Consider the following 26,804-nt stretch of genomic DNA (forward strand, 5'->3'; position numbering starts at 1 on the left):
TATCTTTTTGGGGAGTTGATATCTATATTCCATGCTACATAAGCTTTTCAGCTTACTTGTCCCCCTGTCAGCTAAAATACTATAAATTCCCCTTCAATCAATCTTGAGGTGGTTATTTTTTGCCCCTGTTTCTACTCATTAATTTTTTATTAATTAATTGCTCACAAATAGTTGTTGTAATCCAATGATGGCTCTTAGTTTAATATCGTAACATTCCAGAACTATTGTGATTGCCAACGAAATTATACAAGCAACAGGAAAAAACGAGCAACTGTTGCGAATAACTGGCAATCATTATGTTTAGAGATTATCATATCAGTAGCGCAAAATCAGCCGCTTTTGCTTCGTCAAGAACTGGACAAGAGGAATATTTGCGTAAATTATGATAGTGTAGATTGGCCACAAGAATTACAAACTCTAAAAAGCTTAGGCGATCTGTGATTGTTGTTAGTAACACCTCTCCTATGTGAAATTTTTAAAACCTAGATTCAAACTAACTTTTGGATACGATGCACGGTTGGCATTCATAAGTAGGTAGGCACAATTATTTGTAGGATGGGTTAGCGGTAGCGTAACATAATCGGGCGTTGGGTTTCATGCTTCAACCTAACCTACGTTCATTTTATATTTAATTCCACCCACCTACTTACCTTGATTCAGCAACGCCAATTTTCTCACTAGAAGCTCACAGCGATCGCATCCTGCTGGAATTGAGGGATAACTTTCTCCTGTCCGCAAGCCAGAGGAGACAAAACTGGTTTATGCTAGAAAGAGTTACTCTTAACGTAACTTTACAAAGTCATCGATCGCCCACATTTATGGATTGCATCATCAATCGTCGAGCGCGGTTTTCAGCCAGCCATCGCTATTATCTGCCAGAATGGGACGAAGCCGAAAATCAAAGACTTTTTGGTCTTGGTAGCCGTTTTCCCGGTCATGGTCACAATTACGAATTATACGTCTCCCTATACAAAGAACTCAATCTTTATGGCATGGTGGAGAATCTCTCCACCGTTAAACAGGTAATTAAACGAGAGATAACCAGTCAATTAGACTACTCCTATCTCAATCAAGTCTGGCCGGAATTTCAGCAAACCCTACCCACCACAGAAAATATCGCTAGAGTTATCTGGCAAAGATTAGCACCCTATTTACCATTGGTCAAAATTCAACTATTTGAACACCCCGAATTGTGGGCAGAATATCAAGGAAAAGATATGGAAGCAACTTTAACCGTCAAAACCCATTTTAGCGCCGCCCATCGTTTGGCTTTACCGCAATTAACCCTCGAACAAAACTCGGAAATCTACGGCAAATGCGCCAGGGTAAACGGTCATGGCCATAATTATCACCTAGAAGTATCCGTGGCGGGAGAAATCGATCCCCGTACCGGTATGATTGTAGATCTAGGGGATTTACAAAAAGCGATCGATGAATTGGTAGTGGAACCCTTCGATCATGCTTTTTTAAATAAGGATATTCCCTACTTTGCCGAAGTGGTTCCCACCGCCGAAAATATTGCCTTATATATCGCTCAACTATTAGAGGAACGGATCCGCCAATTAGGGGCCCAATTAGATAAAGTTAAACTGATTGAAAGTCCCAATAATTCTGCCGAAATCCACTGTCGTGGTTCGGTTCAAACTCCCCGACAACTTCTAGAAAAAACCCTGACAGCCGTTTAATTGCCTGTTAGTTAAGGTGATTAGGGTGAGCCATGCTCACCCTGATAGATTTAATCAAACCCTAGTTAAACACTTCTCGCCATCCTCGCTTTCCTTTGCCTTGGCGTAAGGGAGAGGCTAAATCGACAATTTTCTCGAGCAGTTTCGGGGCAAATTTTTGGCACCAAAGAGCTAGATGACTTTGCCAACCGACGACAATTTCCGTTTTTTCCCTATTTAACCCGGTAATTAGAGTCTGGGCGACTTCTTCGGCGCTCATCGGTTTTAACCATCGAAATAACTGCAATTCTCGCACCATATCCGTATCGGTTAAAGAGGGTAAGAGGGTGACAACTTTGATGTTGTGTTCCCGTAATTCCGACCTGAGAGCTTGACTAAAACCCAAAATTGCAAATTTGGTGGCCGAGTAGGTAGCGAAGCTAGGAGCGGCAATTTTACCCATCATGCTGGAAACATTGACGATGGTTCCCTGTCCCCGAATTGCCATCCGGCGGGCAATTAAGCGAGTAACCGTGTACAGGGCCATCAGATTTAAAGATATTTCTGCTTGCACTTGCGAAAATTGCGAGCGTAGAAAGGGGGTTTGATGGGCAATACCGGCACAGTTAACGAGGATATCAATGCCACGGCATTCTTGCCAAACGCGGATAATTGAAGTGCTAACAAGGTCATTTTCGGTTAAATCTAGGGCTAAAGGTGTGGCAATGACCCCTAGGGACTCAATTTCTTTCGCTAGTTTTTCTAATCGCTCTTGATCTCTGGCAACAATCACAATTCTGCTTAAACCTTGTCGGGCCAATTCTAAGGCGATCGCTCGTCCAATGCCCCGGGATGCCCCCGTGACTAGGGCAGTTTTTCCCTGTAATTTCATGATCAAACTCCTGTTTTAAGCAACAGTACAGAAATTTATTGGTTTTGCTTCTGAAATCTTTGATTTGTGCATCTATGCCCTACATAAGTAGTGAAGCAATCGAGGGATAGATGGATAGGTTAGGGTGCATGGGATTTTTCCTCCTTCAAAGCGCACTCTTGAACCCACGGTAACAGTTGTCTTTACAAACAGCAATCTTTTTTAACACTTTTTCCCCAAAATCACTCGATCGGATGAACGCTCAGGGTGATCCTCGAGCGGATGGAAACCCCAGGGGACTTGCAGATATAGGTATTTTAAAGAGCTTACTACCGAGGGAGATAGAAAGTCTGGCAATGGACGCGACTACTATTGGCAGTACAAGGGACTTGACATCTTCACCGCACTGAAGTAGATCTTTTGGGCAATCTCCCATCTCCTAATCCCCAACCCCAATGAATAACCCCCCCGATAGTCCATTCAATTACACAGAAGCTTTTATTGCCCTAGGCACGAGTAATTTCGATCGCTCGGTGCAGTTTTATCGTCAACTGTTGCAACAGGAACCAAACCCCTACCTTGCCGCCGTTTATGCGGAATTTAGGCTGATTAACCTTAAATTAGGTCTTTTTTGCCCTAAAGAGTCCCACAGAGAGGAATTTGGCGATTCTAGGGGCAGTGGCATGAGCATTTGTTTCGAGGTGGAGAGTCTCGAAAAAGCGATCGAGCATTGGAGCGAAATCGGCTATGGTGCTAGGGGAGAAATTAGCCAGGCTTCCCACGGTCCGGAAATCTACATCTATGATCCCGATGGTAATCGTTTAATTTTCCATCAATCCACCGCTAAAACCAATCCTTTCAGGTAGGAACCTTCCGAGTGATAGATACTGGTGGGATGGTCTGCCGGTTGGCTTAAACGTGCTAAAATTCGCACTGGGCGAGCCGATTCAATGGCGGCAGCCATGACAGCCCCCTGAAAATGTTCTTCGTTAACCACTTGGGAACAGGAAAAGGTGAAAATAATACCTTGGGGGCGAATTTTCTGGAAAGCTTGCTGATTTAATCTTTTATAAGCCATAACCGCCTGATGACGGGATTGGATACTTTTGGCAAAAGCGGGGGGATCAAGAACAATCAGATCGTAATCCTCCTGACAGTCGCGCAGAAAGTTAAAAACATCGGCGCTGTAGGATTGATGGGGAACTTGACTGAGATTATTCAGGGCGATATTTTTTTCGGTAAGAGTGATCGCACCGTGGGAACTATCAACGGAATGGACTAGGGCAGCCCCCGCTTGCATAGCATAGACGGAAAAGCCGCCAGAGTAACAAAAAGTGTTTAAAACCCGTTTATTCTGGCAATATTGAGATAAAAATGCTCTATTTTCCCTTTGATCAAGGAAAAATCCCGTTTTTTGTCCCTTTTCCCAATCAACAATAAAGCGATGGCCTGATTCTAACACCTCATCGCCAGTTTTTTGACCAAATAAGTATTTATTCTCGGAAGTATGGGCGCTTTTCGCCAAAACCGCGGCACTTTTATCGTAAACTGCCCGTAAATTGTCAGCGTAGATAGTTTTCAGACAATCGACAATCAGATCGAGACGTTGGTATAAAGCTAGGGAATAAGCTTGAATAACCGCCGTGCCATTGTACCAATCGACGATTAAACTGGGTAAACCGTCTCCTTCAGCGTTAATTAAGCGATAACAGTTAGTTTTCGGGTTATCGACTAAACCGATTTGTTGCCGCAGCTGATAGGCATTCTGGAATTTTTCGAGAAATAATTGAGCAATATCGCTGACTTTTGGGAAAGAAAGAATTTTAACGGCAATATTGCTGGGATTATACAGTCCAGTGGCTAGATATTCGCCTCGATCACTATAAACCTCTACGATAGCACCCTCTTTGACTTCCCCCTCCATCTCTTTAATCGCCCCGGAAAATATCCAAGGATGGAATCGTTTAACAGCATCAATTTTATGGTTTCTCAGGATAATTTTCGCTAAATCTGGCATGGATAAAGAATCAGGGTTGATAGCTGACGGCTACTAGATAATTCTATTATCCCCTGCCAGCAGCACAAAACCATGGTTTGTCATCCCTCGATCGAGTGGCATCAAAGCAAGTCCCCACAATCGAGGGATAATCAGAGAGAATTCTCGCCTATAATAAGTTAGATTTTAGCGATATTCCCTCGACAAATGCCAAGAAAAAGTGATGCTGCCGGTGGTTTAAGTTTATGGTTTCAGCGTTTGGGGGCTGCCGGTTTGTTAGCGGGACAAGCTTTTTTACATATTCTTAATGGCAAAATCCACCGACGTAATACCCTGGAACAAATGAGTATTGTTGGGCCAGAATCCTTGACCATTGCCCTAATTACTGCTGCTTTTGTGGGTATGGTTTTCACTATTCAGGTAGCCAGAGAATTTATTTTTTTTGGGGCGGGTAGTTTTGTTGGGGGAGTCCTTTCCTTGGCTTTAACGAGAGAATTAGCCCCGGTTTTAACCGCAGTGGTGGTGGCGGGAAGAGTTGGCTCGGCTTTTGCCGCCGAAATTGGTACAATGCGAGTCACAGAACAAATTGACGCTTTATATATTTTAAAAACTGATCCGATCGATTATTTGGTCATTCCCCGGGTGATTGCCTGTAGTTTAATGTTACCCCTGCTCACTATTATCTCTTTAGTCACAGGGCTACTGGGGGGTTTATTTATTTCTGATAGTCTTTACGGTATTTCCTATTCCCTATTCTTACAATCAGCCCAAAATTTTCTGGAAACATGGGATTTAATTAGTTCTATGTTAAAGTCCCTAATTTTTGGGGTTTTAATTGCCATTATCGGCTGCAGTTGGGGTTTAACCACCACCGGCGGTGCTAAAGGAGTTGGTCAATCTACTACCACGGCTGTGGTAACTTCTTTATTAGCGATTTTTGTGGCTAATTTTTTCCTCTCTTGGCTGATGTTTCAAGGAACCGGTAATGTGGAGCTAGGCTAAGACAGTGATCAGTAATCAGCTTCTAAAGCCAAGAGGCAACAGGCAACAGTAAACAGTGCCAAGAAAACGGCAATTTTCTACTTAATACCGCTCACTAAAAACTCAAATCTGAGCGGCTCCATCTCAATTTTGTCGAAAGATATAGGGCTTGCTGAATCATGGTAAAACTCTTTTAAAATGGCTCTTCCGTTACTCTTTATGCTCAATCAACATACAAGATGCCAAGACAACCTACTTCTAACCCAAATAGCCTCTTTGTTTTATTAGTTTAAGTTTATTGTTGATCGAAAAAATCAGGTCTAAAACCTCGCCTTAAGGCGAAAAGTTTTTGGAGCGGGGCATAAATCCCCGTTACAAAAACGGCCTCCGTTCCGACCTCGGCGTGAGACTTCGGACGTTCGGCGAGCTCAGTCGAGCCCCGAACGGAGACAGGAGACGGGAGACGGGAGACGGGATACAGCTATTAGGGATCGGATTTGAGTTTTCAGTTCACTGTTTCCTCACATCAGAAGTCTGACGGGGTAAGCTAAGACGCATTTAAAGTGCTTATTCTTAAGATTAGCCGAATCTCCCTCAATCCCTTTACTGTTGCCTCTTGCAAGAGTGCCTCTTGCCTCGTCTCAACAAGCAATTTAAATTACGAACAGCTTAGTGGCTTAGATGTGTAATTAATTGTGCTTAGATACTTAGAACGATAAATTAAACGTCGGCCAGTTAATTAAATACACTTATACTGTTCCCGATCGATTGACTGGAATCGATAAAAATCCTTGAGGGGGAGTGATGGGTTGACTTTTCCTGACAATTCTCGCCATCTAGACGGGAAAAAAAGTAACCGATGTCAAACCTAGCACTTAGACTCTCTTCTCTCCCTGTCAATTCCGGTGTTTTCAGGGGTTTTTTCGCCGATAAGTATTAACGGGTATGCTGCCGATATTTCCGATGATTGACAATTTTCTAGCACTCGAGCCTTTCCACTACGGAAATTCGAGTTTATCATAAAAAGAAATCCTCTCTCAGGTAAGAGCGGTAGTATGGCTTACTCGACACAGCAGTTAATTGAAATCCTCGAGCGAGAAATGCACGCCACTTGCAAAGGGGAACGTCTGTTACTCTCCCCGGCGGAGCGCATTGATAATCCGGTGATTGCCAAGGCGATCAATCTAGAAAAGGTGGGCAAAGTCTTCGCCTATCAGGATTTTCGCCGCCAAGTTCACGATTATCAACAAAAATATCAGGTTTCGGGTATTATCTGGCGTGTTTGTCAATGGGGCGATCGCACTCTCCGTTATCCCGAAATTCATAATCAATTAGTTGCCGTGGCGGGTGACAAGGAAATTCTCATGGCTGCCAAAGCCTCGGTTTTAGAGTTTTGGAACAGTATCACCTCTAATATGAATTTTTGGTGGGCGCTTAACTCCCGTCGTCCCATTTCTGCCGATTCTCTAGCCGAATTAGTTGCCCAGTCGGAATGGGCGGAATTAGATGTGGCGCGCACGGAATTATATCTCGGCCTCTGTTGGGGTAATCCTTTAGAACACCAGTATCAATGGTCCCAACCCTTTTCTGGTTGTCATCGCATTATCGCCGCCGTCGATGAACCTAGTTCGATTAAGGTCTGAGGACGATTGATGTCTTGGGAAGTGGGGAAGTGGGGATAATAAATAAAAGCTACCTCCTGTCTCCTGCATCCTATTGTAAAGTTTTGTTAATTTTTCTGGGATTAGGACGTTTTGTAAAAATAGATACAGAATTGTATGTTATATATATTAGTGGGTGATTAAAAAAGTTCAAAATGCGATTTGCAGATCGGAGGAAATGATTATGTCCACAGAACAACAAGCTCGTGCCTTAATGATGCGTCACCACCACGCCGTTAAAAATCGTCAACAATCGATGTTAGGCAGAAGTGCTTCTGAAATCGGTATTGACAATGATAATGGCCACGGGGAAACCGTTCAACGTCGCTTCTCGGCCGACTTCTCTTCCCAAACTTATGATCGCTCTGGTGCTACTCTGAGTTAGGCTCTTAGATTTCGCCAAAGTGTCAGCTTTCAATCTTAGAATTAAGTGAACAATCAGCCCACACAAACCGAGATCGGGGGGTGTGGGCTTTTGGTTTTTAGAGATAGGGGTCATTCCTGGGCCGATTACGGGGTTTCATCGGGATTTATGCCTAATTGCCGTAATTGCGCCGCTAAACGTTCCGCCCGTTGACGTTCGCTTTCGGCCTGTTGAGAGGCTGCCTGAGCGCGTTGACGTTCGATTTCAGCATTCTGACGTTCGATTTCGGCTAATTCCGCAGGTAAGAGGATTAAATTGCCATCTAGATCATAAAAACGCAGCCAAGGGGCTTCTTCTCGTTGGATGCTGCCCATCCAGACTCCTAACCATAATCCCAAACGTTGACACCATAACCAACCGCGCTGGTCGGGAATAATTTCTTGATAGCATTGATTTTGGTCTAACGCCCAACCTTGCAGGGAAGTGGCATCAAAGGGATTATAAACGAAGTATTGGGAACAGCGAAAAGTCCGCTCATAGAGGTCTTTTTTGATAGTTAAATCGATTTTTGCGGTGCTTTCTGACATTAATTCTACGATCACATCGGGATAACGTCCCTTTTCGTTCCAAACCACCCATCCTTGTCGTTTATAACTACCATCGATATCGAGGACAACGAAAAAATCGGGGCCACGAAAATCTTTATTAAAAACCCGCTCACGGCTAAAGTAAATAAACATATTACCGCCAACAAAAAAGTCCTCTCGATCCTGATAGGCTTGTTCGATAGAATCGATTAAGACATTCATGGCCTTGCGGTGACGGTGCGTTTCCAAAGGTTCTCCATCATCAAAAATCAAGTCTTCTGGAGGAATGGGGGGTTCTTCCCAATCGATAACTGGAGGAGTGAGGGGTTGAGTCATCGGGGTTACGTCCGGGATAGAGATGGTTTTATTTTATTTGCAAGACGAGGCGATATTTAGGTTGTCCAGTTCTCAATTTTTCCATAGCTTCATTCACCTGGGAGATAGGATAGGTTTCTGTCACCGGTTCAATGCCATGGCGAGAGGCAAATTCAATCATTTTACTGACGGTACTGGGACTACCCAAAGGACTGCCGGAAATCGATTTTTGACCCATAATCAAGGGAAAAGCATAGGTAGCCATGGGTTCAAGAACAGCGCCAACAATATGCAGACGACCTTTGGGACGTAAACAGGCGATATAAAGACCCCAATCGAGATTAACGTTAACGGTAGAGATGATGAAATCAAAGTAATTTTGTACCGATTGCAAGGCTTCGGGGTCTCTGGAATTGATAAAATGAGTCGCGCCTAATTCTTTGGCCTCCGCTTCTTTATCGGGACTACTAGAAAAAGCGGTTACTTCGCAGCCCCAAGCTTTGAGGAATTTTAAGGCTATATGGCCCAATCCACCAATACCAATCACACCAACTCGGGCCGTGGGTTTAATATTAAATTGGACAATCGGATTAAAGACGGTTATACCACCACAAAAAAGCGGGCCAGCTTTGGCAGCATCCAACTGGTCCGGCAAGGGAACTAACCAACTATGATGAGCGCGGACTCTGTCGGCAAAACCGCCATGGCGACCGACGATAGTTCCTTCGGCAGTGGCACAAAGGTTTTGATCCCCCGACATACAAGTTTCACAGGTGGAACAGGAACGGGAAAACCAACCAAGACCGACTCTTTGCCCTAGGTTTAATTCTTTGACTTTAGCACCAAGAGCGGCGATCGTGCCGACCACTTCATGGCCGGGGACAAAGGGATAGGTGGTCAGTCCCCAATCGTTATCGAGCATACTTAGGTCACTGTGGCAGATGCCGCAATATTCCACCGCAATTTCTACATCTTCATCCCCTAATATACCCGGATCGTAGTCAAAAGGCTCTAGTTTTCCCCCTTTTTCTCGGGCAGCATAGGCTCTAATCATGATTAAGTCCTCTAGGATCGGTTTATTGGTTATCTTATCCTAAATTGCTCTGAGTATGGCTTGTCCTCAATCCTGTTTAAAAGGTATAGGAAAGTGGGAAACACCGGAGCGGGGGAAACAATCCATAACTTGGGAGTTAATCATACTGTTAAAACGGATTTGAGCGGACTAGCGATCGCTAAATAGTCAAAAGGGTGATTTTTTGATACTACAAAAAATCGGGATCGAAAGCATCAGCAAAATTACTGGTTTTGGGTTAAGCTTGCATCTGACCTAATAGACCACTCGCCTGCCGCTTGTGGATTTTACCGAGAAGTTTTGTTAGGATCGGATAAAAATTGTCCCGTTTCATCCTCGGCAAGATTTAGACGAGGTGAAAAGCCCGTGGCCAATTTGGGGACAATTTTTGTAAATGATTGTATCCTATTAACTACCATTATTATCAGAGCGTCATGGGAAAAGTCATCGGCATCGACTTAGGGACAACCAACAGTTGTGTTGCGGTACTCGAGGGAGGTCAGCCGATTATAGTTCCCAACTCGGAAGGGGGAAGGACAACTCCTAGTATCGTGGGATTCGGCAAGGGCCAGCGCCTAGTGGGACAACTGGCCAAACGTCAAGCGGTCACTAATGCCGAAAATACCGTCTATAGCATCAAACGCTTTATCGGTAGGCGTTGGCAAGACACCGAGGTAGAAAGGGGACGAGTTGCCTATCATTGCCAACGCGGTCGCGATGATACCGTCAATATCAAAATTCGCGATCGGGAATTTACCCCCCAAGAAATCTCGGCCATGATCCTGCAAAAATTAAAGGCCGATGCTGAGGCCTATCTGGGAGAACCGATTAATGAGGCCGTGATTACAGTTCCCGCCTATTTTACCGATGCCCAACGTCAGGCCACTAAAGACGCGGGGATAATCGCAGGACTAGAAGTATTAAGAATTATTAACGAACCCACCGCCGCCGCCCTGGCCTACGGTTTAGATAAACAAAACGAAGATCAACATATCCTCGTTTTTGACCTGGGGGGAGGAACCTTCGACGTTTCCGTCCTGCAACTGGGAAAGGGAGTCTTTGAAGTGAAAGCCACCGCCGGCAACAACCATCTTGGGGGGGACGATTTTGATAACCTCTTAGTGCGCTGGCTGGTGGAGAACTTTCAAAGCCAAGAAAACATCGATCTAGCCAGCGATCGCATGGCGATCCAAAGACTGCGAGAAGCCGCCGAAAAAGCCAAAATCGAGCTTTCTAGCCTGATTAGCACCTCGATCAATCTCCCCTTCATCGCCGCCGACGAAACCGGCCCTAAACACCTAGAATTAGAACTAACTCGCGCTAAATTCGAGGAATTAACCAGAGAATTAGTGGAAAAAACCCTCGAACCCGTACAACAGTCCCTCAAAGATAGCGAACTGCAGCCTAACGATATCGATCGTGTCATCCTCGTCGGCGGTTCCACCAGAATCCCCGCCGTACAGCGATTAATCTCCCGTTTCTTTTCTGCAGGCCAACTTGATCGCTCTGTTAATCCCGATGAGGCCGTGGCTTTGGGGGCGGCGATTCAAGCTGGAGTTTTAGGTGGAGAAGTGGAAGATGTCCTCCTCCTCGATGTCACCCCCCTTTCCCTCGGCATTGAAACCCTCGGCGAAGTCTTTACCAAAATTATCGATCGCAATACCACTATCCCCACCAGCAGATCTCAGGTTTTCTCCACCGCTGCCGATGGTCAAACTTCGGTGGAAATTCATGTTCTACAAGGGGAACGGGCCATGGCCCGGGATAATAAAACCCTCGGTAAATTTCTCCTGACGGGAATTCCTCCCGCTCCTAGGGGTATGCCACAAATCGAAGTGGCCTTCGAGATCGATGTTAACGGCATCTTGAAAGTGGCCGCCAGCGACGAAGGCACCGGCAAGGAACAAAGCATTGTCATTAGCCATACTGGAGGGCTGAAACCGAACGAAATTGAAAAAATGCGCCTAGAAGCCGAAAAATACGCCGAATTTGATCGCAGTCGTCTGCAAATGATCGATATTCGCCACCAATCCGATAGTCTTTTCTATAGCTACGAAGTCACCCTCAGGGAAAACAGCGAGTTAGTCACCCCCGATATCCGGCAACTGGCGGACAAGAAGCGGCAACAGTTAGAAATCGCCCTGCGCGACCCCTCCCTATCCCCAGAAAAGCTAAAAACCACCCTGGAAGAATTTCGTCAGATTGTCCTCGAAATCGGTACCCGCATCTACAGGGGTAAACAAGACGAAACCCAAGCCCTCAACGCTACTGGTTTTGAATCGATCGATGTCACCGAAAGACAGACCCGGCCCACCCGCATCCAGACCACTTCCTCGAATACCTTCGCCGACCGGCCAACCATCTCCCACACTAGAACCAGAACCTATAGTAATCTGGAAACTAAAGCTGGCAAATCGGGCAGTGATCAGGCTCCCTATGATGAGGAAGAAATGAGCGCCAGTGACTACGAGGCCGTAGATTAAAAAAGGGAAAAGCTATCGGTCGTCAGGAGTCGTTCGACAGGAGACTCCGAGACGGTCGTCAGGAGATAGGGTGATAGGGTTTTGGGGTGATAGGGTTTTGGGGTGATAGGGTGATGAGACAGCTTCCCCACTTCATAATTCATAATTCATAATTCCCCCTCCCCACTCCCCCACTTCCCCACTCCCCCACCCCTAACCCCCAACAAAAAGAAATAGTAGGGATAACCCAACTAAACTATTATGTATAGTTTGTTAGAGTAACAACTAGACTTAAACTCTATTTATAAATTGCCCGCAGAACCATAGCCCCCTATGCCCACTGATTACTACGAAATTCTAGGTGTCTCGCGAGATGCCGGCAAAGAAGACATCAAACGCGCCTATCGTCGTCTCGCCCGAAAATACCATCCCGATGTTAACAAAGAACCGGGAGCCGAGGAATACTTCAAGGAAATTAACCGCGCCTACGAAATTCTCTCGGAACCAGAAACCCGCAATCGTTATGACCGCTTTGGTGAAGCTGGGGTTTCTGGGGGCGCTGCCGGTTTTGATGCCGACAATATGGGCGGTTTCGCCGATATATTTGAGACAATCTTTAGTGGTTTCGGCGGCATGGGCGGCCAAGCAACCACCCGCCGACGCACAGGCCCTACCCGGGGCGAGGATCTGCGTCTCGATTTTAGACTGAAATTCCGCGAGGCGGTCTTTGGCGGTGAAAAGGAAATCCGCATCCGTCATCTGGAAACCTGTCAAACCTGTAAAGGCAGTGGGGCCAGACCGGGGACGAGTTCCCGCACCTGCACTACTTGCAATGGTACTGGTCAGGTGCGTCGTGCCACCCGTACTCCCTTCGGTACTTTTGCTCAGGTTTCGGTCTGTCCCACCTGTGACGGTGCTGGCGAAGTGATCGAGGAAAAATGCGACGTTTGCGGCGGTTCCGGACGCAGACAGGAAACCAAAAAACTGAAAATTACCATCCCCGCGGGGGTTGACAACGGCATGAAATTGCGCGTTGCCCGGGAAGGAGACGCAGGACTGAAAGGCGGTCCGCCGGGGGATTTATTTGTTTATCTAACCGTGGAAAACGATGGGGAATTTCAACGGGAAGGTAATGACATTAAATCGGATGTCACGATTAGTTATATCCAAGCCATTCTAGGCTGTACTATTAAAATTAATACTGTAGATGGCCAAGAAGACCTGACTATCCCTGCCGGTACTCAACCGAACACCGTACTGATTTTAGAAAATAAAGGGGTTCCCAAATTAGGCAATCCCGTCAGTCGCGGTGATCATCGCATTACCGTTAAAATCTCGATTCCTACCCGTGTCACGGGAGAAGAACGGGAATTGCTGGAAAAATTGGCGAAAGTTCGCGGGGAAACCGTGGGGAAAGGCGGCATCGAGGGTTTTTTAGGTAATATCTTCCATAAATAACTATGACTTTAGACCTGCGCGGCACTCCCTGCCCAATTAATTTTGTCCGCACAAAATTGCAATTAGAGAAAATGACCGCCGGGGAACGGTTGGAAGTCTGGTTAGATGCCGGGGAACCGATCGAACAGGTTCCCACTAGCCTGACCGTGGAGGGTTATCAGATAGAATCGATCGAAGACCGAGATAGCTTTTTTGTTCTCAAAGTCTATCGTCCCGATTCCTAAATGGTAGATGCACAATTAACCGATTTATACGGTACAGTGGTGGCTGTACAGGCAAATTTCTATCAGGTACGCTTGGATTCTCCCGTTATCGGCGAAAATCTTCTCTGTACCCGTCGCGCTCGCTTGCAAAAAATCGGTCAATCGGTAATGGTTGGTGATCGGGTACGCGTGGAGGAGGTCAATTTTGCCGATCAACAGGGTGCGATCGCAGAAGTCCTCCCCCGCAGTACCGAGATCGATCGGCCGGCCGTTGCTAATATCGAGCAGATTTTGCTAGTTTTTGCCCTTGCTGAACCCGTCCTCGATCCTTGGCTGATTAGTCGTTTTTTGGTGAAAGCCGAGTCCACAGGCTTAGAAATTGCCGTCTGTGTCAATAAAATCGATCTGGGGGAACCAGAACAAATAGAACTCTGGGGCGATCGCCTAGCTGGTTGGGGATACCAGCCCTTTTTTGTCAGTGTGGAGAAAAATCGGGGATTTGAGGCTTTATTGGCACAATTAAACCATAAAATCACTCTCTTGGCCGGTCCTTCGGGAGTGGGAAAATCGAGTTTAATTAATTGCCTAATTCCTGAAATTAATCAACGGGTGGGGGATGTGTCGGGAAAACTGCAAAAAGGTCGTCACACTACCCGTCATGTGGAGTTATTTGCTTTACCAAATCGCGGTTTATTGGCCGATAGTCCGGGTTTTAACCAACCGGATATTAACTGTTCACCAGAACAATTAACTTTTTATTTTCCGGAGGTGAGAGAGCGTTTAGCTTTGGGAAATTGTCAATTTAATGATTGTACTCACCGTCGGGAACCTAACTGTGTGGTCAGGGGAGATTGGGAACGTTACCAACATTATTTAGAATTTTTAGAAGAAGCGATCGCACGAGAACAGTCATTACAGAAAACTAGCACGAAAGAGTCAAGTTTAAAGTTAAAAATTAAGGAAGCAGGTCAAGAAACCTATGAACCCAAATTAGCTAATAAAAAATATCGTCGTCCTTCCCGTCGCGTCAAAAATCAAGATCAGGAACGCTACGAAAATAAAACTCTCCAAGATATTTATAATGATGATTCTGAATAGAATCTCAGGGTGAGAGCATCTCAATTAGGTACTTATTTTGAGCCTATTTTTTTCTCTCTTATTTTCGCTCAAAAACTCTATATATATGGGCGCAGGGATTCCCACCATACAAAAAGCATAAAGCAAGTCTCGCCATTTGTCAAGGGTTTGGGTAATAATCTTCCGGTTGCCGTTTGCCAAGCTCAGAACTAGGATAGGAGAGAACGAGGCATTAATGGAGCAAGAGAGGCTTAGACTGTGACCAATGTAGCGATCAATGTCCGATTAACCGAGACTGCTCTGTGGCAATGGCAAACATGGCAAGGATTGCCCTATCTTACCTGTAATCTCCTAGAGGATTGGTCCCACGGCTTTTTTACCCGTCATTATTACCCCCAAACCCCGGAAGCTTTTACGACCGCTTTAGGGGCAAATGTACCGGTTTATCGCGTCAAACAGGTACATGGCGATCGCCTATTAAATCCCCAAGGGATTACTAACCCAGAAATAGCCGAAGCGGATGGAATTATTACCGATGCTTCCGGTCAAGGGATTTGGGTGGCCAGTGCTGACTGTACACCCGTACTAATAGGTGATCGCTCTAGCGGTGTTGGGGTGGCGATTCATTCTGGATGGAGAGGGACAGCCAAGGGGATAGTTGCCAAAGCAGTTAAGCAGTTATTAAACTCCGGTAGTTGTTTAGATAACTTAGTCCTGGCCCTGGGGCCGGCAATTGCTGGGGAAGTCTATCAAGTCGATGGAGAAGTTGCAGCAGAAGTGGGTTTAAGTTTATTTCCCCAAGAAACCAATCCCGAGCAAATTCTGGCCAATTTATTTAACCTCTCCCCTTCCCCCTTATTTGCTGACGAGGAAAAAGGAAAAGTGCGCTTAGACGTGCGACGGGTGATTTATCATCAACTACAACAGTTAGGAATTAGGGATGAACAAATCGCGATCGCTCCTTTTTGTACCTATCAACAAGAGGAGCATTTTTTCTCCTATCGTCGGGAAAAAGCCAAAAAAATCCAATGGTCTGGCATAGTTAGTCGTTAATAACTGGGTGGACATTCTCACTCAAGAATTCGCCCTTTTCTTTTCACTGATTACTGATTACTGCTCACTGATAACTGAAAAATCCCCCCTTTCCCATGCGTATTGTTTTTTTCGGAACCCCGACTTTTGCTGTTCCCACCCTAAAAAAATTATTAGCCAATCCCGATATAGAAGTGATTGCCGTCGTTACCCAACCGGACAAGCGCCGGGGAAGGGGCAATCAATTAATCCCCTCACCGGTGAAACAAATAGCCATAGAACAGCAAATACCGGTTTGGCAGCCCAAAAGTGTGAAAAAAAACGCTAAAACCTTAAATTTTCTCAGACAATCGCGAGCGGATGCCTTTGTAGTCGTTGCCTACGGACAAATTCTCTCCCCAGAAATCCTAGAGATGCCGAGATTAGGCTGTATTAACGTTCATGGCTCAATTTTGCCGAAATATCGGGGAGCGGCCCCCGTGCAGTGGTGCATCGCTAGGGGAGAAAAAGAAACCGGCATTACCACCATGTTAATGGATGCGGGCATGGACACCGGACCGATGTTACTGAAAGCCTACAGCCCGATCGCTCTTTTTGACAATGCCGAACAGGTGGGAGCAACCCTAGGCCAAATGGGGGCGGATTTGCTCCTAGAAACCCTCTCTAAGCTCGATCGAGCAGAAATTACCCCAATTCCTCAAAATAACGACGATGCCACCTATGCCTCTTTAATTGAGAAATCTGACTATCTAATCCCCTGGCAAGATTCAGGCCGGAGAATTCACGATCGAGTCCGGGGTTTTTATCCTCATGCGCTGACCACTTTCCGGGGACAACCCCTAAAAGTGATGGCCACTATTCCCCTAGAGGATCTCGGTCAACTTCCTCCAGAATTACAGACAAAAGACCTTTCTCATCTAAGCGGAGAAGTGGGATCGATCGTGGCTCTCTGGAAAAATTTCGGGCCGGTAGTGCAGACGGGTGAGGGTTTATTATTATTAAAAGAAGTGCAATTATCGGGGAAACCTCCGCGTTCTGGTAGGGATTTGGTCAATGGTTCCCGTTTAACTATCGGTGAGATTTTCGGTCAATAGTTTTCAGGGGATGGCTTTCCTTTGCTCCTCTATGCTTCACCGGTGAAGATTTTTTTTAACTTGCGAAAGCGATCGGAATAACTTCTTAACACTTCGATCGCAAACATGGGAGTTTCCTGCACGGCAAATAAAAACTGCGGTTGATTGAGATAGGCTAATTTACAATCAGTTTTGGCGATAGCTGTGGATTCTCTGAGTTTATCTGGGTGCAGGAGCGCTCCCGCTCCGAATACTTCCCCTTTTTCTAGAGTTTCTATCAATTGTCCCTTGACATACATCTCCACTTCTCCGCTAAGAATACCGTACATTAACTCGCCCTCCGTGCCATCGGCAAAAATAACTTCACCAGCTGGAAAAGTGCGATCGGGATGATTTTCGAGAATTTTAATCGTTTCTACGGGACTTAACATGATTTAACAAGAATTTTTCGGGTTATCTCTCCCATTTTCCGATACATTGAACTCCCCGATCATCGTTTTTGTATGTAAGAATACATCTCCCCACACCTCAATTCATAATTCATAATTCATAATTCATAATTCCTTGAGAAAATACCGGGGTTAAAACTGTTCGATCGCTGCTTGCGTAATTTCTGCGATCGCTGATAACCTGGGACTAACTGGGCCAGTATCGGTGGATAACCAGAGAAGATACTCGACGTTACCCGCAGGTCCGGTAATGGGAGACCAAGTTAAACCCCGATAGAACCATCCTAGGGCTTCGGCGGCCTGTAAAACCTGAAAAATTGCCCCTGCTTGGTCTTGGGGGTCGCGAACTACCCCTTTTTTGCCGACTTTTTCCCGTCCCACCTCAAATTGGGGTTTGACCAATAAAATCGCCTCTCGCGGTGGATTTAATAGCGTCCACAGGGTCGGCAAAACTTTGGTCAGAGAAATAAAAGACAGATCCATGACCGCTAAATCGGCGGGTTTTTCCTGTCCATATAACTTTTCTGGGGTTAAATAGCGAAAATTAGTTCTTTCTAGTAAAATAACCCGTTCATGCTGCCGTAAACTCCACGCTACTTGTCCATAACCCACATCGACCCCATAAACCCGTTTTGCTCCTTTTTGCAAGAGACAATCCGTAAATCCCCCCGTAGAAATGCCGCCATCTAAACAAATGCGATCGCTGACATCAATAGCAAACAATTCTAAGGCCTTAGCTAATTTTTCGCCCCCCCTTGACAAATAGGGCAGTTTCTGCTTAACCTCGATCGCCGCTTCTGGATCGATTTCTGTGGCCGGTTTATCGATGATTTGATGATTGACTTTCACTTCTCCAGCGCGAATTAATCGCTGTGCCTGTTGACGGGAATCACAGAGATTTTTGGCTACTAATAATAAATCTAATCTTTGTTTCGGCAAGGAAGGCCTCCCAATAATCAGCGCCTAATTCTAAAAAATACCTTATTTTTCCGCCAGCAATCCCAGAAGGAAGATTATAACTAAAGATAGGAACAAGCGGAACCCATCAGCTAAATTTTCGCTGCCATCCCGATATTTTATGGATAAAGATACTCGATTCGCCATTTTGGTCATTGGCATCCCCTTTCTAGGACTAGCTTACTGTGGCTTGATTTTTGCCGTGATGATTTATTGGGTCTGGGCCCGGGAACATCCCGTAACCATGGCCACTTTTTTCGTCCTTGCTCCTTCTTTGATTTCTGGCTCTATCTGGCTGTTAGCTTCCTATAAAGCCCGCCAAAAGCAGCGTTTAGGGTTATAATTGGCGGGACTATCCCATCGGCCTCTAGAGAACAACTAATGTGGGGCAATATGGGGGTGAATTGCCTTCATCCTCCCCTAGATAACTTTTTCTGATCACCACAACTAGGGGAGAGCCTTAAAGATGAGATATTTTTCTGGTGATAGTGAGCATCAAAGGTTTCCAAGTAAGACTGATTAAATAACCCAATCCTGCCACTAAAATAATTGTCGCCCCTGAGGTGAGATTTAAACTATAGGATAACCACAAACCCACTAAAGTAAAAACAATTCCTAGAATAATCGCTAGGATCATCATTCCCTTCATATTTTTAACAAATTGTCCACTGATAGCGGCGGGAATAGTTAATAAAGCAATTACCATAATTAATCCTACCACCTGCATTACTGCCACAATAGTTAAAGCGGTTATTCCCATTAAACCCAAATAAATTACCTCCACGGGAATATTACGAATAATCGCAAAGGTTTCATCAAAAGATATGGCTAACAACTCCTTATAAAAGATACTAACTAAGGTGATAATTAATATATCTATGGCCGCCATTATCCATAAATCATCCCTCGGTACAGTTAAAATACTACCAAAAAGATAACTCATTAAATCAGCTTTATAACCGGGGGTTAAATCAATAAAAATTACCCCAATCGCCATACCAATCGCCCACATCACCCCGATTAAAGTATCGGCTCTCTCTCGGATGCGACGCTGTAAAAACCCCATGCCTAAAGCCGAAAAAAAGGTAAAAAATATCGCCCCCACCAGGGGATTAATCCCGAAAAAATAACCGATTCCTATCCCTCCATAGGCAGCGTGAGCGATTCCCCCACTGATAAAAACCACGCGATTAACTACTACCAAAGTACCAACAATCCCACAGGCAATACTAACTAATATTCCTGCGGCGATGGCATGGCGCATAAAATCAAATTGTAAGGCCTCTAGCATGGGGAATTATGAATTATGAATTAGGGAATTATGAATTATGAATTAGGGAGTGGGGAAGTGGGGGTGTGGGGAGCTTTTTCAGTAAACAGTAAACTCAAAACTCACATCTGATAACTGATAACTGATAACTGATAACTGATTATTGATAACTCTCAATTACTTGACGAAAATCGCTTTTTTGTTTGACTCCGCGCATTTCCTTGACTAATTCCCGGTCCTTAAAGAATTGTACCGTGGGAGTCCCAGTTACTTGACCCATTTTGGCAATTTCTGGGTCAGCTTCGATGTCAATTTCGACAAAATAAATTTTGCCATCGTACTCATCGACCACTTTATCTAAAATCGGTTTCAGGGTTTTACAGGGGCCACAGGTGGGAGAAACATATTTTACCATTAACAAGCGATCGCCGTCGTGGAATAATTTCCGCAAAGCATAACCCCCAACGTGACGGGTTTTGTCAATATCAAAAGTCTCCTCCGTATCGGCCGGGGTTTCGCTAACGGTTTTCGTCTCGTAATGTTCAGAAGTGGCTGATTGACGGTATTCTTGGATTAAATTATGCTCCGATAACCATCTTTCTGCCAATAACGCCGCCATACACCCCGTACCTGCGGCAGTAATGGCCTGACGGTATTCGTGGTCCTGCACATCTCCTGCGGCAAAAACCCCCTCGACGCTGGTAGCAACAGTCCCCGGTTTGACTTTCACATAACCCACCTCGTCTAATTCTAGTTGTCCTTGGAATAGGGAAGTATTGGGAGTGTGACCGATGGCATAAAATAACCCTCTAACGGCTAATTCGCTAATTTCTCCCGTTTGTGAGTTTTTAATGCGTAGTCCTGCCATTTTACTGCCTGTACCGAACACATCCAGCGCTTGGGTGTGAAAATGAACGGTAACTTTCGGATTATTTAACACCCGGTCCTGCATTGCTTTCGAGGCGCGCATCGCTTCCCCGCGTACCAATAAATGGACGTGAGAGCCGTATTTAGTTAAATATACGGCTTCTTCCGCCGCCGAGTCACCGCCACCGATGACAGCGAGGTTTTCCTCTCTAAATATTGGTGTAGCACCGTCACAGATAGCACAAGCGGAAATCCCGTTACTCCAGAATTGGGCCTCGCTGGGTAATCCTAAGCGTTTGGCAGTGGCTCCCGTGGCGATAATAATACTATTGGCCTTAACTTCCCGGTCCGTGGAACGAATGGTAAAAGGACGCTGACTTAAATCCACCGAGATAACATCTTCGGTATAGCATTCCGTCCCCCATCTTTCGGCCTGTTCCTTCATTCTTTCCATCAGCTTCGGACCGGTGATTCCTTCGGGAAAACCGGGGAAATTTTCTACTTCTGTGGTGGTCATCAATTGTCCCCCCGGAATGCCTCCCGCTTGGAAACCCTCGAACATCAAGGGTTTTAAGTTCGCACGCGCCGCATAAATCGCCGCCGTATATCCCGCGGGTCCCGAACCAATAATGACTAAATTCTCGACAGTCATAACCGTAAATGCAACTCATAACGACTACGCTTTTTAGTATAACAGATAATGTCGGGTGGGTTAGACGACGATAAGTTAGTTGACTCTCCCCCGCTAACCGCGGAGCGCGGTGTAGCGGGAGATTCTCGGTTCATAGGTTTTTAACTAGATCGACCTGGTTTAACCCGGTCGATCCCCGTCAAATCGCCTCCGCGAGCGTTTTCTAACACGGTCAGTCCGACCGCGTTTTTTCCTCGGTTCTCGATTACCTTTGCTGATGCCGTATCTCTCGGTTCAATGTGGCCGCAAGAATCACACCGGTGAACTCTTTCCGATAACGCTTTTTTGCCAGTAATTGCGCCACAATTCGGACACTCCTGGGAAGTTCCGTTTTTATCGACTTTAAGATAATATTTTCCCCGTTTCCAAGCGACAAACGGTAGTATCTCGTTAATAAAACTACCGATACCTGAATCTAGAGATTGTTTTCTAACGATCCCTCTAGACCAGGAAACGAAGTTAATATCTTCAACAAAGATATTATCAGCGAGATCACAAAGGTAATGAGCTAACTTAAAGTGCCAATCTCTACGAGTATTAGACACTTTTTCATGTAATCTCGCTATCTTCTCTTTGAGTTTTAACCAATTGCTAGAGCCTTTAGTTTTCCGTTTCAAGCGTCTTTGTAGCAATTTAAGCTTACTCTGTACTTTCAACAAAAATCGAGGGGCTTTGATTAAATCTCCTCGTGAAGTAGCAACAAAACTCTCAATTCCCGCGTCAATTCCTAAACAGGTCTTCCCCACTGTCATATCGGGAACTAATTCCGTAGATTGGAAGGAAACCGAAACGTAAAATCCCGACGCTTTTTGGATAATTCGAGCTTGTTTAGGCTCGAACCCAGACGGGTACTTTCTAGATTTCCTAATCCGAATTTTTCCCAATTGTGGAAAATTTAAGTATTCGTCACCTAGAAAGCTTTTTGACAGCGCAGGAAAAACAAAACTCCGCATCTTTTTCTTAAATCTAGGAAAGCCGAAGCCTTTCGATTTTATCTGGTCAAAAGCTTTATCTAAAGTTTTTAAGACTTGCTGTAAGACTTGAGCGTTAACCGTCTTTAATATCGGGTAAACTTTTTTAGCTTCCGTTAGATTTTTGGCTTGAACAAAGTAATTAGGATAGGGTTCATCCGCAGGAATTATGTACTCGGAAACTAACGAACAGTGATCCGCAAGACACTTTCGAGAGTTTAACCAATCTTTCCGTTCTGAAAGAGCGTAATTATAAACGCTTTTGCAAACATCAAGAATGTGGATTATCTCCTGTTCCTGTTGTCTGTTTACCTTTAGTTTGTACTGGTAGGTAAGCGTTATCACTGTCGTTAGTTTCGTGATGTATAGTTAAATTATAACACTTACTGCCTAATATATAAACTGATTACCATCATAAATTTTGGGCTCTTCTAGGTTCTGTGTGATAAGTTTAATTGACATAGGATCGATCGATCTTTGTGTCCTTTGTGTCTTTGTGGTTCGTTCCACCCCCTCGCTCTTGAGAAATGTATCTTAAAATACATTTTACCCACCAAAGCTGGGAGAGCCAATTTTGTTCTGTTTATAGACTTACCGCTCATGTCGTATTCATTATTAAATACCGGCGAAAAGCTATTAACGATGAAATCTTAGCCCGACTTAAAGAAATCTTTGTGTCAACGCTCACGAAATGGGACAGCACATTTCACGTTCACTGGATTATCGATTACAAACCTGACATCGCTTTATCCAAACTAATCGCTAACCTTAAAACAGTTAGTAGTCGGTTAATTAGAAAAGAATTTCCTTACTTAGCGGCAAAGTATTTCGACAATAAACCTTATTTTTGGACGGGAGCTTATTTCGTGGCTAGTTGTGGAGGTGTTACCATCGAACGACTAAAAAAATATGTCGAGAACCAAAACTCCCCGAAAAAGGTTGTTCCCTCCATAGAGCTTTCTAGCGTGAGAGGCAGTCGAACCAGGATACCCAATTGCCAATTGTCGCTACCAAACCCTTTCAAGGTCAAGGTAAGCACACAAGTCAGAAGTCAGTCCCGATGAAAAAATTTTCACCACCAGAGATGAAAGAGGTTTCCTTCCCCACACCCCACACCCCACACCCCGCTCCCATAACCGAACCCCCTAAACCCTAAGGCTGCCCGATTTTGCTAGGATAAGAAATGTAACAAGAATCTTTCTCAACAGTCGGATAATTCATGGGCAACGATACCATCACCTTACTCTCCCCGCGGGAAATTGACAAAATGCGACGAGCCGGACGATTAGCGGCTAAACTGTTAGATCATCTGGCAGAAATGGTTAAACCGGGGGTAAGTACCCTAGAAATCAATGATGAGGCAGAACGTTGGACTCGCGCCCATGGAGCCAAAAGTGCGCCCCTAGGATACCATGGCTTTCCTAAGTCCATCTGTACTAGCATTAACGAGGTTATCTGTCACGGCATCCCCAGCGCCGATCAAATCCTCAAAGACGGCGATATCATTAACATCGATGTCACCCCGATTTTAGAAGGTTATCACGGCGATACCTCCCAGACTTTCTTTGTCGGTACTCCCTCCCCCCTGGCCAAAAAGTTAGTGGAAGTTACCAGAGAATGTCTGCAAAGAGGCATAGATGCAGTGCAGCCGGGGGGGAGAATCGGCGATATTGGCGCAGCTATCCAAGAATATGCCGAAGGACAAGGATTTTCGGTGGTTAGAGATTTTGTCGGTCATGGTATCAGTAATGTTTTTCACACCGGTCCGCAGGTTCCCCACTACGGCACTCGTGGCAAGGGCAAAAAAATTCGCCCCGGCATGGTATTCACCATTGAACCAATGATTAATGAGGGAACCTGGCAACATATTGTCTTAAAAGACGGTTGGACTGCTATTACTAAAGATGGTAAACTTTCGGCCCAATTTGAACACACCATCGCTGTCACCGAAACCGGTGTGGAAATTCTCACTGTACCCAATTAAATTTAGGGAACAGGGAACAGGGAATGGGGAATGGGAGAATGGGGAAATAGGGAAGTTTCAACTAATACCCCAAAACCCTAAAACCCTAAAACCCCCCGCAACGCGCACGAAGTGGTCTCCCCACTGATAACTGATAACTGATAACTGATAACTGATAACTGATAACTGAATATATGCAGTATCGTCGTTTCGGTCGCACTAATCTACAAATGCCGGTGTTTTCCTGTGGGGGAATGCGCTATCAATTTCAGTGGCAGGAGCTGCCAATGTCGCAAATTCCTGACGAGAATCAAGGCAATTTAGAGGCAATCATTAATAAATCTCTGGAAGTGGGGATTAATCACATCGAAACCGCTAGGGGTTACGGCACTTCCGAGATGCAATTGGGCAAAATTTTGCCGCAACTACCGAGGGATAAGATTATCGTGCAGACGAAAGTTTCTCCTAGTCAAGATGTGCGGGAATTTCGCCGTAAATTTGAGCAATCCCTGCAATTTTTACGGTTAGATTATGTGGATTTGTTGGGCATCCATGGCATCAACACCGAGGAAATTCTCGATGATACTATGGCCGAGGGCGGTTGTTGGCAAGAGGCGAAAAAATTACAGCAACAGGGAAAAGTTCGTTTTATCGGTTTCTCCACCCATGCACCAACTGATGTAATTGTCAAGGCTATTGCAACAAATTGTTACGATTACCTCAATCTGCACTGGTACTATATTTTTCAGAATAACTGGCCGGCCATAGAAGCGGCAAAACAGCACGATATGGGGGTTTTTATCATTAGTCCCTCCGATAAGGGCGGCCATCTCTATAATCCTCCCCCTAAGCTCGTGGCTCTCTGTTCTCCTCTCAGTCCGATGGTTTTTAATGACCTATTCTGTCTCAGTCATCCGGCCGTCCATACCCTTAGTATCGGTGCTGCGCGAGCCAGAGATTTTGATGAACACCTGAAAACTTTACCCTTACTCGATCGAGCCGAAGAGATTTTACCGCCAATTATCGAGAGATTGCAAGGGGAGATGATCAACTGTTTAGGCGATAATTGGGTAAAAACTTGGTCTGTGGGTTTACCTAGCTGGGAAAATACCCCCAATCAGATTAATATTCCTTCTATCCTCTGGTTACACAATCTCGCTATCTCCTACGATATGCTCGACTTTGCCAAGGCCAGATACAATCTCTTGGGGAATGGGGGTCATTGGTTCCCCGGTCAACAGGCAAAAGAGGTGGAAAAACTCGATTTAACTGCCTGTTTAGCCGCTAGTCCCCACGCTGATCAAATTCCTTATCTTCTCGCCGAAACTCATCGATTATTGTCGGGAGAGACGGTACAACGCTTAAGCAGTAGTTAAAATTCGATGCCGGGTTGCGCTTTCACTCCCTGTTGACGAAAGGGATGTTTAATTAACTTCATTTCCGTGACTAAATCCGCTATCTCGATTAATTCGGGTAAAGCTCCTCTACCAGTGAGAATAACGTGAGAATTAGCGGGTTTTCGGGCTAAACCAGCGATAACTTCCTGAATATCTAGATAACCGAATTTAAGGGCGATATTGATCTCATCGAGTAAAATTAATTGATATTGGGGATTTTCGAGAAAAGTTAGGGCTTTTTGCCATGCTTCTTCGGCTTTCTCTATATCTCTTTCTCTATCTTGGGTTTCCCAGGTGAAACCTTCCCCCATAGCATAAAACTCGATTTGTTCCCCCCAAACACTAAAAATCTTTTGTTCGGCAGGTTCCCAAGCACCTTTGATGAATTGTACCACCGCCACTTTGTAACCATGACCGAGGGAACGTAAAACCATACCGAGGGCTGCCGTGGTTTTTCCCTTACCATCGCCAGTATTAACGATAATTAAACCTTTTTCAGCGATTTTTTCGGCTAAACGTTCCTCTTGGATGACCTTGCGGCGCTGCATTTTTTCTTTGTATTGTTCGGGAGTGAGTTGCATTCAAGTCTGTCCAGTCAAATCAAGATAATTGTAACTCAAGGGGTTATTGATCGCCCTTTGCAGATTTTAACCGGCTAAATTGTCTGGGGATTGATGCCTAATTCTCGCAATTTTGCCGCTAATCTCGCCTTTGCTTGTCGTTCTTGTTGTTTTTCCAAAGAGGTTATCATACTTGAAAATACCAATTAGTAGCTGATAAAAATACAGCGGAGATTATCTGTGTCTTTTGTGGTAAAGGCAGCGGTCATGATTTTAGTTTATTTAAAAAAAGTCGAGTTCGTTTTCACCGTTCAACTACCAGCAGAGAAGACAGTGGTTGTCAGGGAATATCTCAATAAGTAGTCGTGCAAAATTAATTTCCTAGTCGAGACAGGAGACTCCGAGACAGGAGACGGGAGACGGGAGACGGGATACAGCTATTAGGGATCGGATTTGAGTTTTCAGTTCACTGTTTCCTCACACCAGAAGTCTGACGGAGTAAGCTAAGACGCATTTAAAGTGCTTATTCTTAAGATTAGCCGAATCTCCCTCAATCCCTTTACTGTTGCCTCTTGCAAGAGTGCCTCTTGCCTCGTCTCAACAAGCAATTTAAATTACGAACAGCTTAGTGGCTTAGATGTGTAATTAATTTTGCTTAGATACTTAAGTAGGTGGGTGGAATTAAATATAAAATAAACGTAGGTTGGGTTGAAGCATGAAACCCAACGCCCGCATGGGTTACGCTACCGCTAACCCATCCTACAAATAATTTTGCTTAGATACTTACCATAGTAATGCCAGCACCGCAAGAATGGCGATGGTTAAAATATCCCCCAGTTGGTGCAAGGGAGTCCGTTCTACCC

24 protein-coding genes and 3 pseudogenes are annotated in these 26,804 nt (G+C 45.0%); 16 read left to right on the top strand and 11 right to left on the bottom strand.

Features of this window, described 5'->3' with window-relative positions; translation table 11 throughout:
* Positions 1–818 precede the first annotated feature (818 nt).
* Positions 819–1,685 (top strand): 6-pyruvoyl trahydropterin synthase family protein, encoded by an 867-nt coding sequence (locus tag MICAI_RS15990; protein WP_039900330.1) that lies wholly within the window; start codon positions 819–821, stop codon positions 1,683–1,685.
* 61 nt (positions 1,686–1,746) lie between these two features.
* On the opposite strand, the gene MICAI_RS15995 is transcribed toward MICAI_RS15990, so the two are convergent.
* Complete coding sequence (locus tag MICAI_RS15995; RefSeq protein ID WP_008204339.1) at positions 1,747–2,556, bottom strand: SDR family NAD(P)-dependent oxidoreductase; 810 nt, start codon at positions 2,554–2,556, stop codon at positions 1,747–1,749.
* 434 nt (positions 2,557–2,990) lie between these two features.
* On the opposite strand from MICAI_RS15995, the gene MICAI_RS16000 reads away from it, so the two are divergent.
* Positions 2,991–3,401, top strand: coding sequence for a VOC family protein (locus tag MICAI_RS16000; RefSeq protein ID WP_039900328.1), 411 nt, complete (start codon positions 2,991–2,993; stop codon positions 3,399–3,401).
* Here MICAI_RS16000 and MICAI_RS16005 read toward each other — a convergent pair.
* Positions 3,368–4,552, bottom strand: coding sequence for a class I SAM-dependent rRNA methyltransferase (locus tag MICAI_RS16005; protein WP_008204340.1), 1,185 nt, complete (start codon positions 4,550–4,552; stop codon positions 3,368–3,370). The two genes, MICAI_RS16000 and MICAI_RS16005, sit on opposite strands and share 34 nt — an antisense overlap.
* A gap of 186 nt (positions 4,553–4,738) precedes the next feature.
* Here MICAI_RS16005 and MICAI_RS16010 point away from each other — a divergent pair, with 186 nt between their 5' ends.
* From MICAI_RS16010 to MICAI_RS16020, 3 genes are all read left to right on the top strand, one after another.
* Positions 4,739–5,533, top strand: a complete 795-nt coding sequence (locus MICAI_RS16010) for an MlaE family lipid ABC transporter permease subunit (protein WP_008204341.1) — start codon at positions 4,739–4,741, stop codon at positions 5,531–5,533.
* Between the two features lie 1,034 nt (positions 5,534–6,567).
* Entirely contained in the window at positions 6,568–7,155 is a 588-nt protein-coding gene (locus MICAI_RS16015; protein ID WP_008204342.1) for a hypothetical protein, read from the top strand.
* Positions 7,156–7,357: 202 nt separating this feature from the next.
* Positions 7,358–7,558 carry a hypothetical protein gene (locus MICAI_RS16020; RefSeq protein WP_002771911.1) on the top strand — a complete coding sequence of 67 codons (201 nt, stop codon included), beginning with the start codon at positions 7,358–7,360 and terminating at the stop codon, positions 7,556–7,558.
* Positions 7,559–7,683: 125 nt separating this feature from the next.
* On the opposite strand, the gene MICAI_RS16025 is transcribed toward MICAI_RS16020, so the two are convergent.
* Both MICAI_RS16025 and MICAI_RS16030 read right to left on the bottom strand, forming a co-directional pair.
* Positions 7,684–8,460, bottom strand: a complete 777-nt coding sequence (locus MICAI_RS16025) for a Uma2 family endonuclease (protein ID WP_008204343.1) — start codon at positions 8,458–8,460, stop codon at positions 7,684–7,686.
* Positions 8,461–8,488: 28 nt separating this feature from the next.
* Positions 8,489–9,493: an NADPH-dependent aldehyde reductase Ahr gene (locus MICAI_RS16030; RefSeq protein ID WP_008204344.1), complete on the bottom strand. Its 1,005-nt coding sequence runs from the start codon at positions 9,491–9,493 to the stop codon at positions 8,489–8,491.
* A gap of 452 nt (positions 9,494–9,945) precedes the next feature.
* Between MICAI_RS16030 and dnaK the strand changes: the two genes are divergently transcribed.
* The 6 genes from dnaK (at position 9,946) to fmt (ending at position 16,837) form a co-directional block, all read left to right on the top strand.
* Complete coding sequence (gene dnaK, locus MICAI_RS16035; RefSeq protein WP_008204345.1) at positions 9,946–11,994, top strand: molecular chaperone DnaK; 2,049 nt, start codon at positions 9,946–9,948, stop codon at positions 11,992–11,994.
* A gap of 312 nt (positions 11,995–12,306) precedes the next feature.
* Positions 12,307–13,431: a molecular chaperone DnaJ gene (dnaJ, locus tag MICAI_RS16040; RefSeq protein WP_008204346.1), complete on the top strand. Its 1,125-nt coding sequence runs from the start codon at positions 12,307–12,309 to the stop codon at positions 13,429–13,431.
* Between the two features lie 2 nt (positions 13,432–13,433).
* Complete coding sequence (locus tag MICAI_RS16045) at positions 13,434–13,655, top strand: sulfurtransferase TusA family protein (RefSeq protein ID WP_002738399.1); 222 nt, start codon at positions 13,434–13,436, stop codon at positions 13,653–13,655.
* Positions 13,656–14,732, top strand: coding sequence for a small ribosomal subunit biogenesis GTPase RsgA (gene rsgA / locus MICAI_RS16050; RefSeq protein ID WP_008204347.1), 1,077 nt, complete (start codon positions 13,656–13,658; stop codon positions 14,730–14,732).
* A gap of 237 nt (positions 14,733–14,969) precedes the next feature.
* Entirely contained in the window at positions 14,970–15,764 is a 795-nt protein-coding gene (gene pgeF, locus MICAI_RS16055; RefSeq protein ID WP_008204348.1) for a peptidoglycan editing factor PgeF, read from the top strand.
* A 95-nt stretch (positions 15,765–15,859) separates the two neighbouring features.
* On the top strand, positions 15,860–16,837 hold the full coding sequence (gene fmt / locus MICAI_RS16060; protein ID WP_008204349.1) for a methionyl-tRNA formyltransferase: 978 nt from the start codon (positions 15,860–15,862) through the stop codon (positions 16,835–16,837).
* Between the two features lie 29 nt (positions 16,838–16,866).
* Here fmt and MICAI_RS16065 read toward each other — a convergent pair whose 3' ends face one another.
* Together MICAI_RS16065 and MICAI_RS16070 are read right to left on the bottom strand one after the other, a co-directional pair.
* Positions 16,867–17,247, bottom strand: a complete 381-nt coding sequence (locus MICAI_RS16065) for a cyclic nucleotide-binding domain-containing protein (protein WP_008204350.1) — start codon at positions 17,245–17,247, stop codon at positions 16,867–16,869.
* Positions 17,248–17,397: 150 nt separating this feature from the next.
* Positions 17,398–18,204: a TlyA family RNA methyltransferase gene (locus tag MICAI_RS16070; RefSeq protein WP_008204351.1), complete on the bottom strand. Its 807-nt coding sequence runs from the start codon at positions 18,202–18,204 to the stop codon at positions 17,398–17,400.
* A gap of 139 nt (positions 18,205–18,343) precedes the next feature.
* Here MICAI_RS16070 and MICAI_RS16075 point away from each other — a divergent pair, with 139 nt between their 5' ends.
* Entirely contained in the window at positions 18,344–18,565 is a 222-nt protein-coding gene (locus MICAI_RS16075) for a hypothetical protein (RefSeq protein ID WP_002736250.1), read from the top strand.
* Between the two features lie 117 nt (positions 18,566–18,682).
* Here MICAI_RS16075 and MICAI_RS16080 read toward each other — a convergent pair whose 3' ends face one another.
* The 3 genes from MICAI_RS16080 to MICAI_RS16090 all read right to left on the bottom strand — a co-directional run bounded on the left by MICAI_RS16080 (position 18,683) and on the right by MICAI_RS16090 (position 22,366).
* Positions 18,683–19,513, bottom strand: a complete 831-nt coding sequence (locus MICAI_RS16080; RefSeq protein WP_008204352.1) for a metal ABC transporter permease — start codon at positions 19,511–19,513, stop codon at positions 18,683–18,685.
* A gap of 139 nt (positions 19,514–19,652) precedes the next feature.
* Positions 19,653–21,011 carry a thioredoxin-disulfide reductase gene (gene trxB, locus MICAI_RS16085; protein WP_008204353.1) on the bottom strand — a complete coding sequence of 453 codons (1,359 nt, stop codon included), beginning with the start codon at positions 21,009–21,011 and terminating at the stop codon, positions 19,653–19,655.
* A gap of 140 nt (positions 21,012–21,151) precedes the next feature.
* Positions 21,152–22,366, bottom strand: coding sequence for an RNA-guided endonuclease InsQ/TnpB family protein (locus MICAI_RS16090; RefSeq protein ID WP_008204355.1), 1,215 nt, complete (start codon positions 22,364–22,366; stop codon positions 21,152–21,154).
* Positions 22,367–22,548: 182 nt separating this feature from the next.
* On the opposite strand from MICAI_RS16090, the pseudogene tnpA reads away from it, so the two are divergent.
* From tnpA to MICAI_RS16105, 3 genes and pseudogenes are all read left to right on the top strand, one after another.
* Positions 22,549–22,956, top strand: a pseudogene (gene tnpA, locus MICAI_RS16095) (IS200/IS605 family transposase); the annotation flags it as partial.
* Between the two features lie 284 nt (positions 22,957–23,240).
* Complete coding sequence (map, locus tag MICAI_RS16100; protein ID WP_008204359.1) at positions 23,241–24,005, top strand: type I methionyl aminopeptidase; 765 nt, start codon at positions 23,241–23,243, stop codon at positions 24,003–24,005.
* 173 nt (positions 24,006–24,178) lie between these two features.
* Complete coding sequence (locus tag MICAI_RS16105) at positions 24,179–25,360, top strand: aldo/keto reductase (RefSeq protein ID WP_008204361.1); 1,182 nt, start codon at positions 24,179–24,181, stop codon at positions 25,358–25,360.
* On the opposite strand, the gene cobO is transcribed toward MICAI_RS16105, so the two are convergent.
* Together cobO and MICAI_RS25965 are read right to left on the bottom strand one after the other, a co-directional pair.
* Positions 25,357–25,962, bottom strand: a complete 606-nt coding sequence (cobO, locus tag MICAI_RS16110; protein ID WP_002760003.1) for a cob(I)yrinic acid a,c-diamide adenosyltransferase — start codon at positions 25,960–25,962, stop codon at positions 25,357–25,359. The two genes, MICAI_RS16105 and cobO, sit on opposite strands and share 4 nt — an antisense overlap.
* Positions 25,963–26,036: 74 nt before the next feature.
* A pseudogene (locus tag MICAI_RS25965) lies at positions 26,037–26,120 on the bottom strand (Uma2 family endonuclease); the annotation flags it as partial.
* Between MICAI_RS25965 and MICAI_RS24170 the strand changes: the two are divergent.
* Positions 26,118–26,294 (top strand): annotated as a pseudogene (locus tag MICAI_RS24170) (IS5/IS1182 family transposase); the annotation flags it as partial. The pseudogenes MICAI_RS25965 and MICAI_RS24170 sit on opposite strands and share 3 nt — an antisense overlap.
* Positions 26,295–26,804 lie beyond the last annotated feature (510 nt).

Source organism: Microcystis sp. T1-4, assembly GCF_000297435.1.
Classification (GTDB): domain Bacteria; phylum Cyanobacteriota; class Cyanobacteriia; order Cyanobacteriales; family Microcystaceae; genus Microcystis.

Coding starts and splice junctions, on each gene's coding strand:
- MICAI_RS16020 (WP_002771911.1), top strand. CDS start 7,358: ATGTCCACAGAACAACAAGCTCGTGCCTTAATGATGCGTCACCACCAC.
- dnaJ (WP_008204346.1), top strand. CDS start 12,307: ATGCCCACTGATTACTACGAAATTCTAGGTGTCTCGCGAGATGCCGGC.
- MICAI_RS16000 (WP_039900328.1), top strand. CDS start 2,991: ATGAATAACCCCCCCGATAGTCCATTCAATTACACAGAAGCTTTTATT.
- rsgA (WP_008204347.1), top strand. CDS start 13,656: ATGGTAGATGCACAATTAACCGATTTATACGGTACAGTGGTGGCTGTA.
- fmt (WP_008204349.1), top strand. CDS start 15,860: ATGCGTATTGTTTTTTTCGGAACCCCGACTTTTGCTGTTCCCACCCTA.
- cobO (WP_002760003.1), bottom strand. CDS start 25,962: ATGCAACTCACTCCCGAACAATACAAAGAAAAAATGCAGCGCCGCAAG.
- dnaK (WP_008204345.1), top strand. CDS start 9,946: ATGGGAAAAGTCATCGGCATCGACTTAGGGACAACCAACAGTTGTGTT.
- MICAI_RS16080 (WP_008204352.1), bottom strand. CDS start 19,513: ATGCTAGAGGCCTTACAATTTGATTTTATGCGCCATGCCATCGCCGCA.
- MICAI_RS16065 (WP_008204350.1), bottom strand. CDS start 17,247: ATGTTAAGTCCCGTAGAAACGATTAAAATTCTCGAAAATCATCCCGAT.
- MICAI_RS16010 (WP_008204341.1), top strand. CDS start 4,739: ATGCCAAGAAAAAGTGATGCTGCCGGTGGTTTAAGTTTATGGTTTCAG.
- MICAI_RS16025 (WP_008204343.1), bottom strand. CDS start 8,460: ATGACTCAACCCCTCACTCCTCCAGTTATCGATTGGGAAGAACCCCCC.
- MICAI_RS16015 (WP_008204342.1), top strand. CDS start 6,568: ATGGCTTACTCGACACAGCAGTTAATTGAAATCCTCGAGCGAGAAATG.
- MICAI_RS16005 (WP_008204340.1), bottom strand. CDS start 4,552: ATGCCAGATTTAGCGAAAATTATCCTGAGAAACCATAAAATTGATGCT.
- MICAI_RS15990 (WP_039900330.1), top strand. CDS start 819: ATGGATTGCATCATCAATCGTCGAGCGCGGTTTTCAGCCAGCCATCGC.
- MICAI_RS16030 (WP_008204344.1), bottom strand. CDS start 9,493: ATGATTAGAGCCTATGCTGCCCGAGAAAAAGGGGGAAAACTAGAGCCT.
- trxB (WP_008204353.1), bottom strand. CDS start 21,011: ATGACTGTCGAGAATTTAGTCATTATTGGTTCGGGACCCGCGGGATAT.
- MICAI_RS16075 (WP_002736250.1), top strand. CDS start 18,344: ATGGATAAAGATACTCGATTCGCCATTTTGGTCATTGGCATCCCCTTT.
- MICAI_RS16045 (WP_002738399.1), top strand. CDS start 13,434: ATGACTTTAGACCTGCGCGGCACTCCCTGCCCAATTAATTTTGTCCGC.
- MICAI_RS16105 (WP_008204361.1), top strand. CDS start 24,179: ATGCAGTATCGTCGTTTCGGTCGCACTAATCTACAAATGCCGGTGTTT.
- map (WP_008204359.1), top strand. CDS start 23,241: ATGGGCAACGATACCATCACCTTACTCTCCCCGCGGGAAATTGACAAA.
- MICAI_RS15995 (WP_008204339.1), bottom strand. CDS start 2,556: ATGAAATTACAGGGAAAAACTGCCCTAGTCACGGGGGCATCCCGGGGC.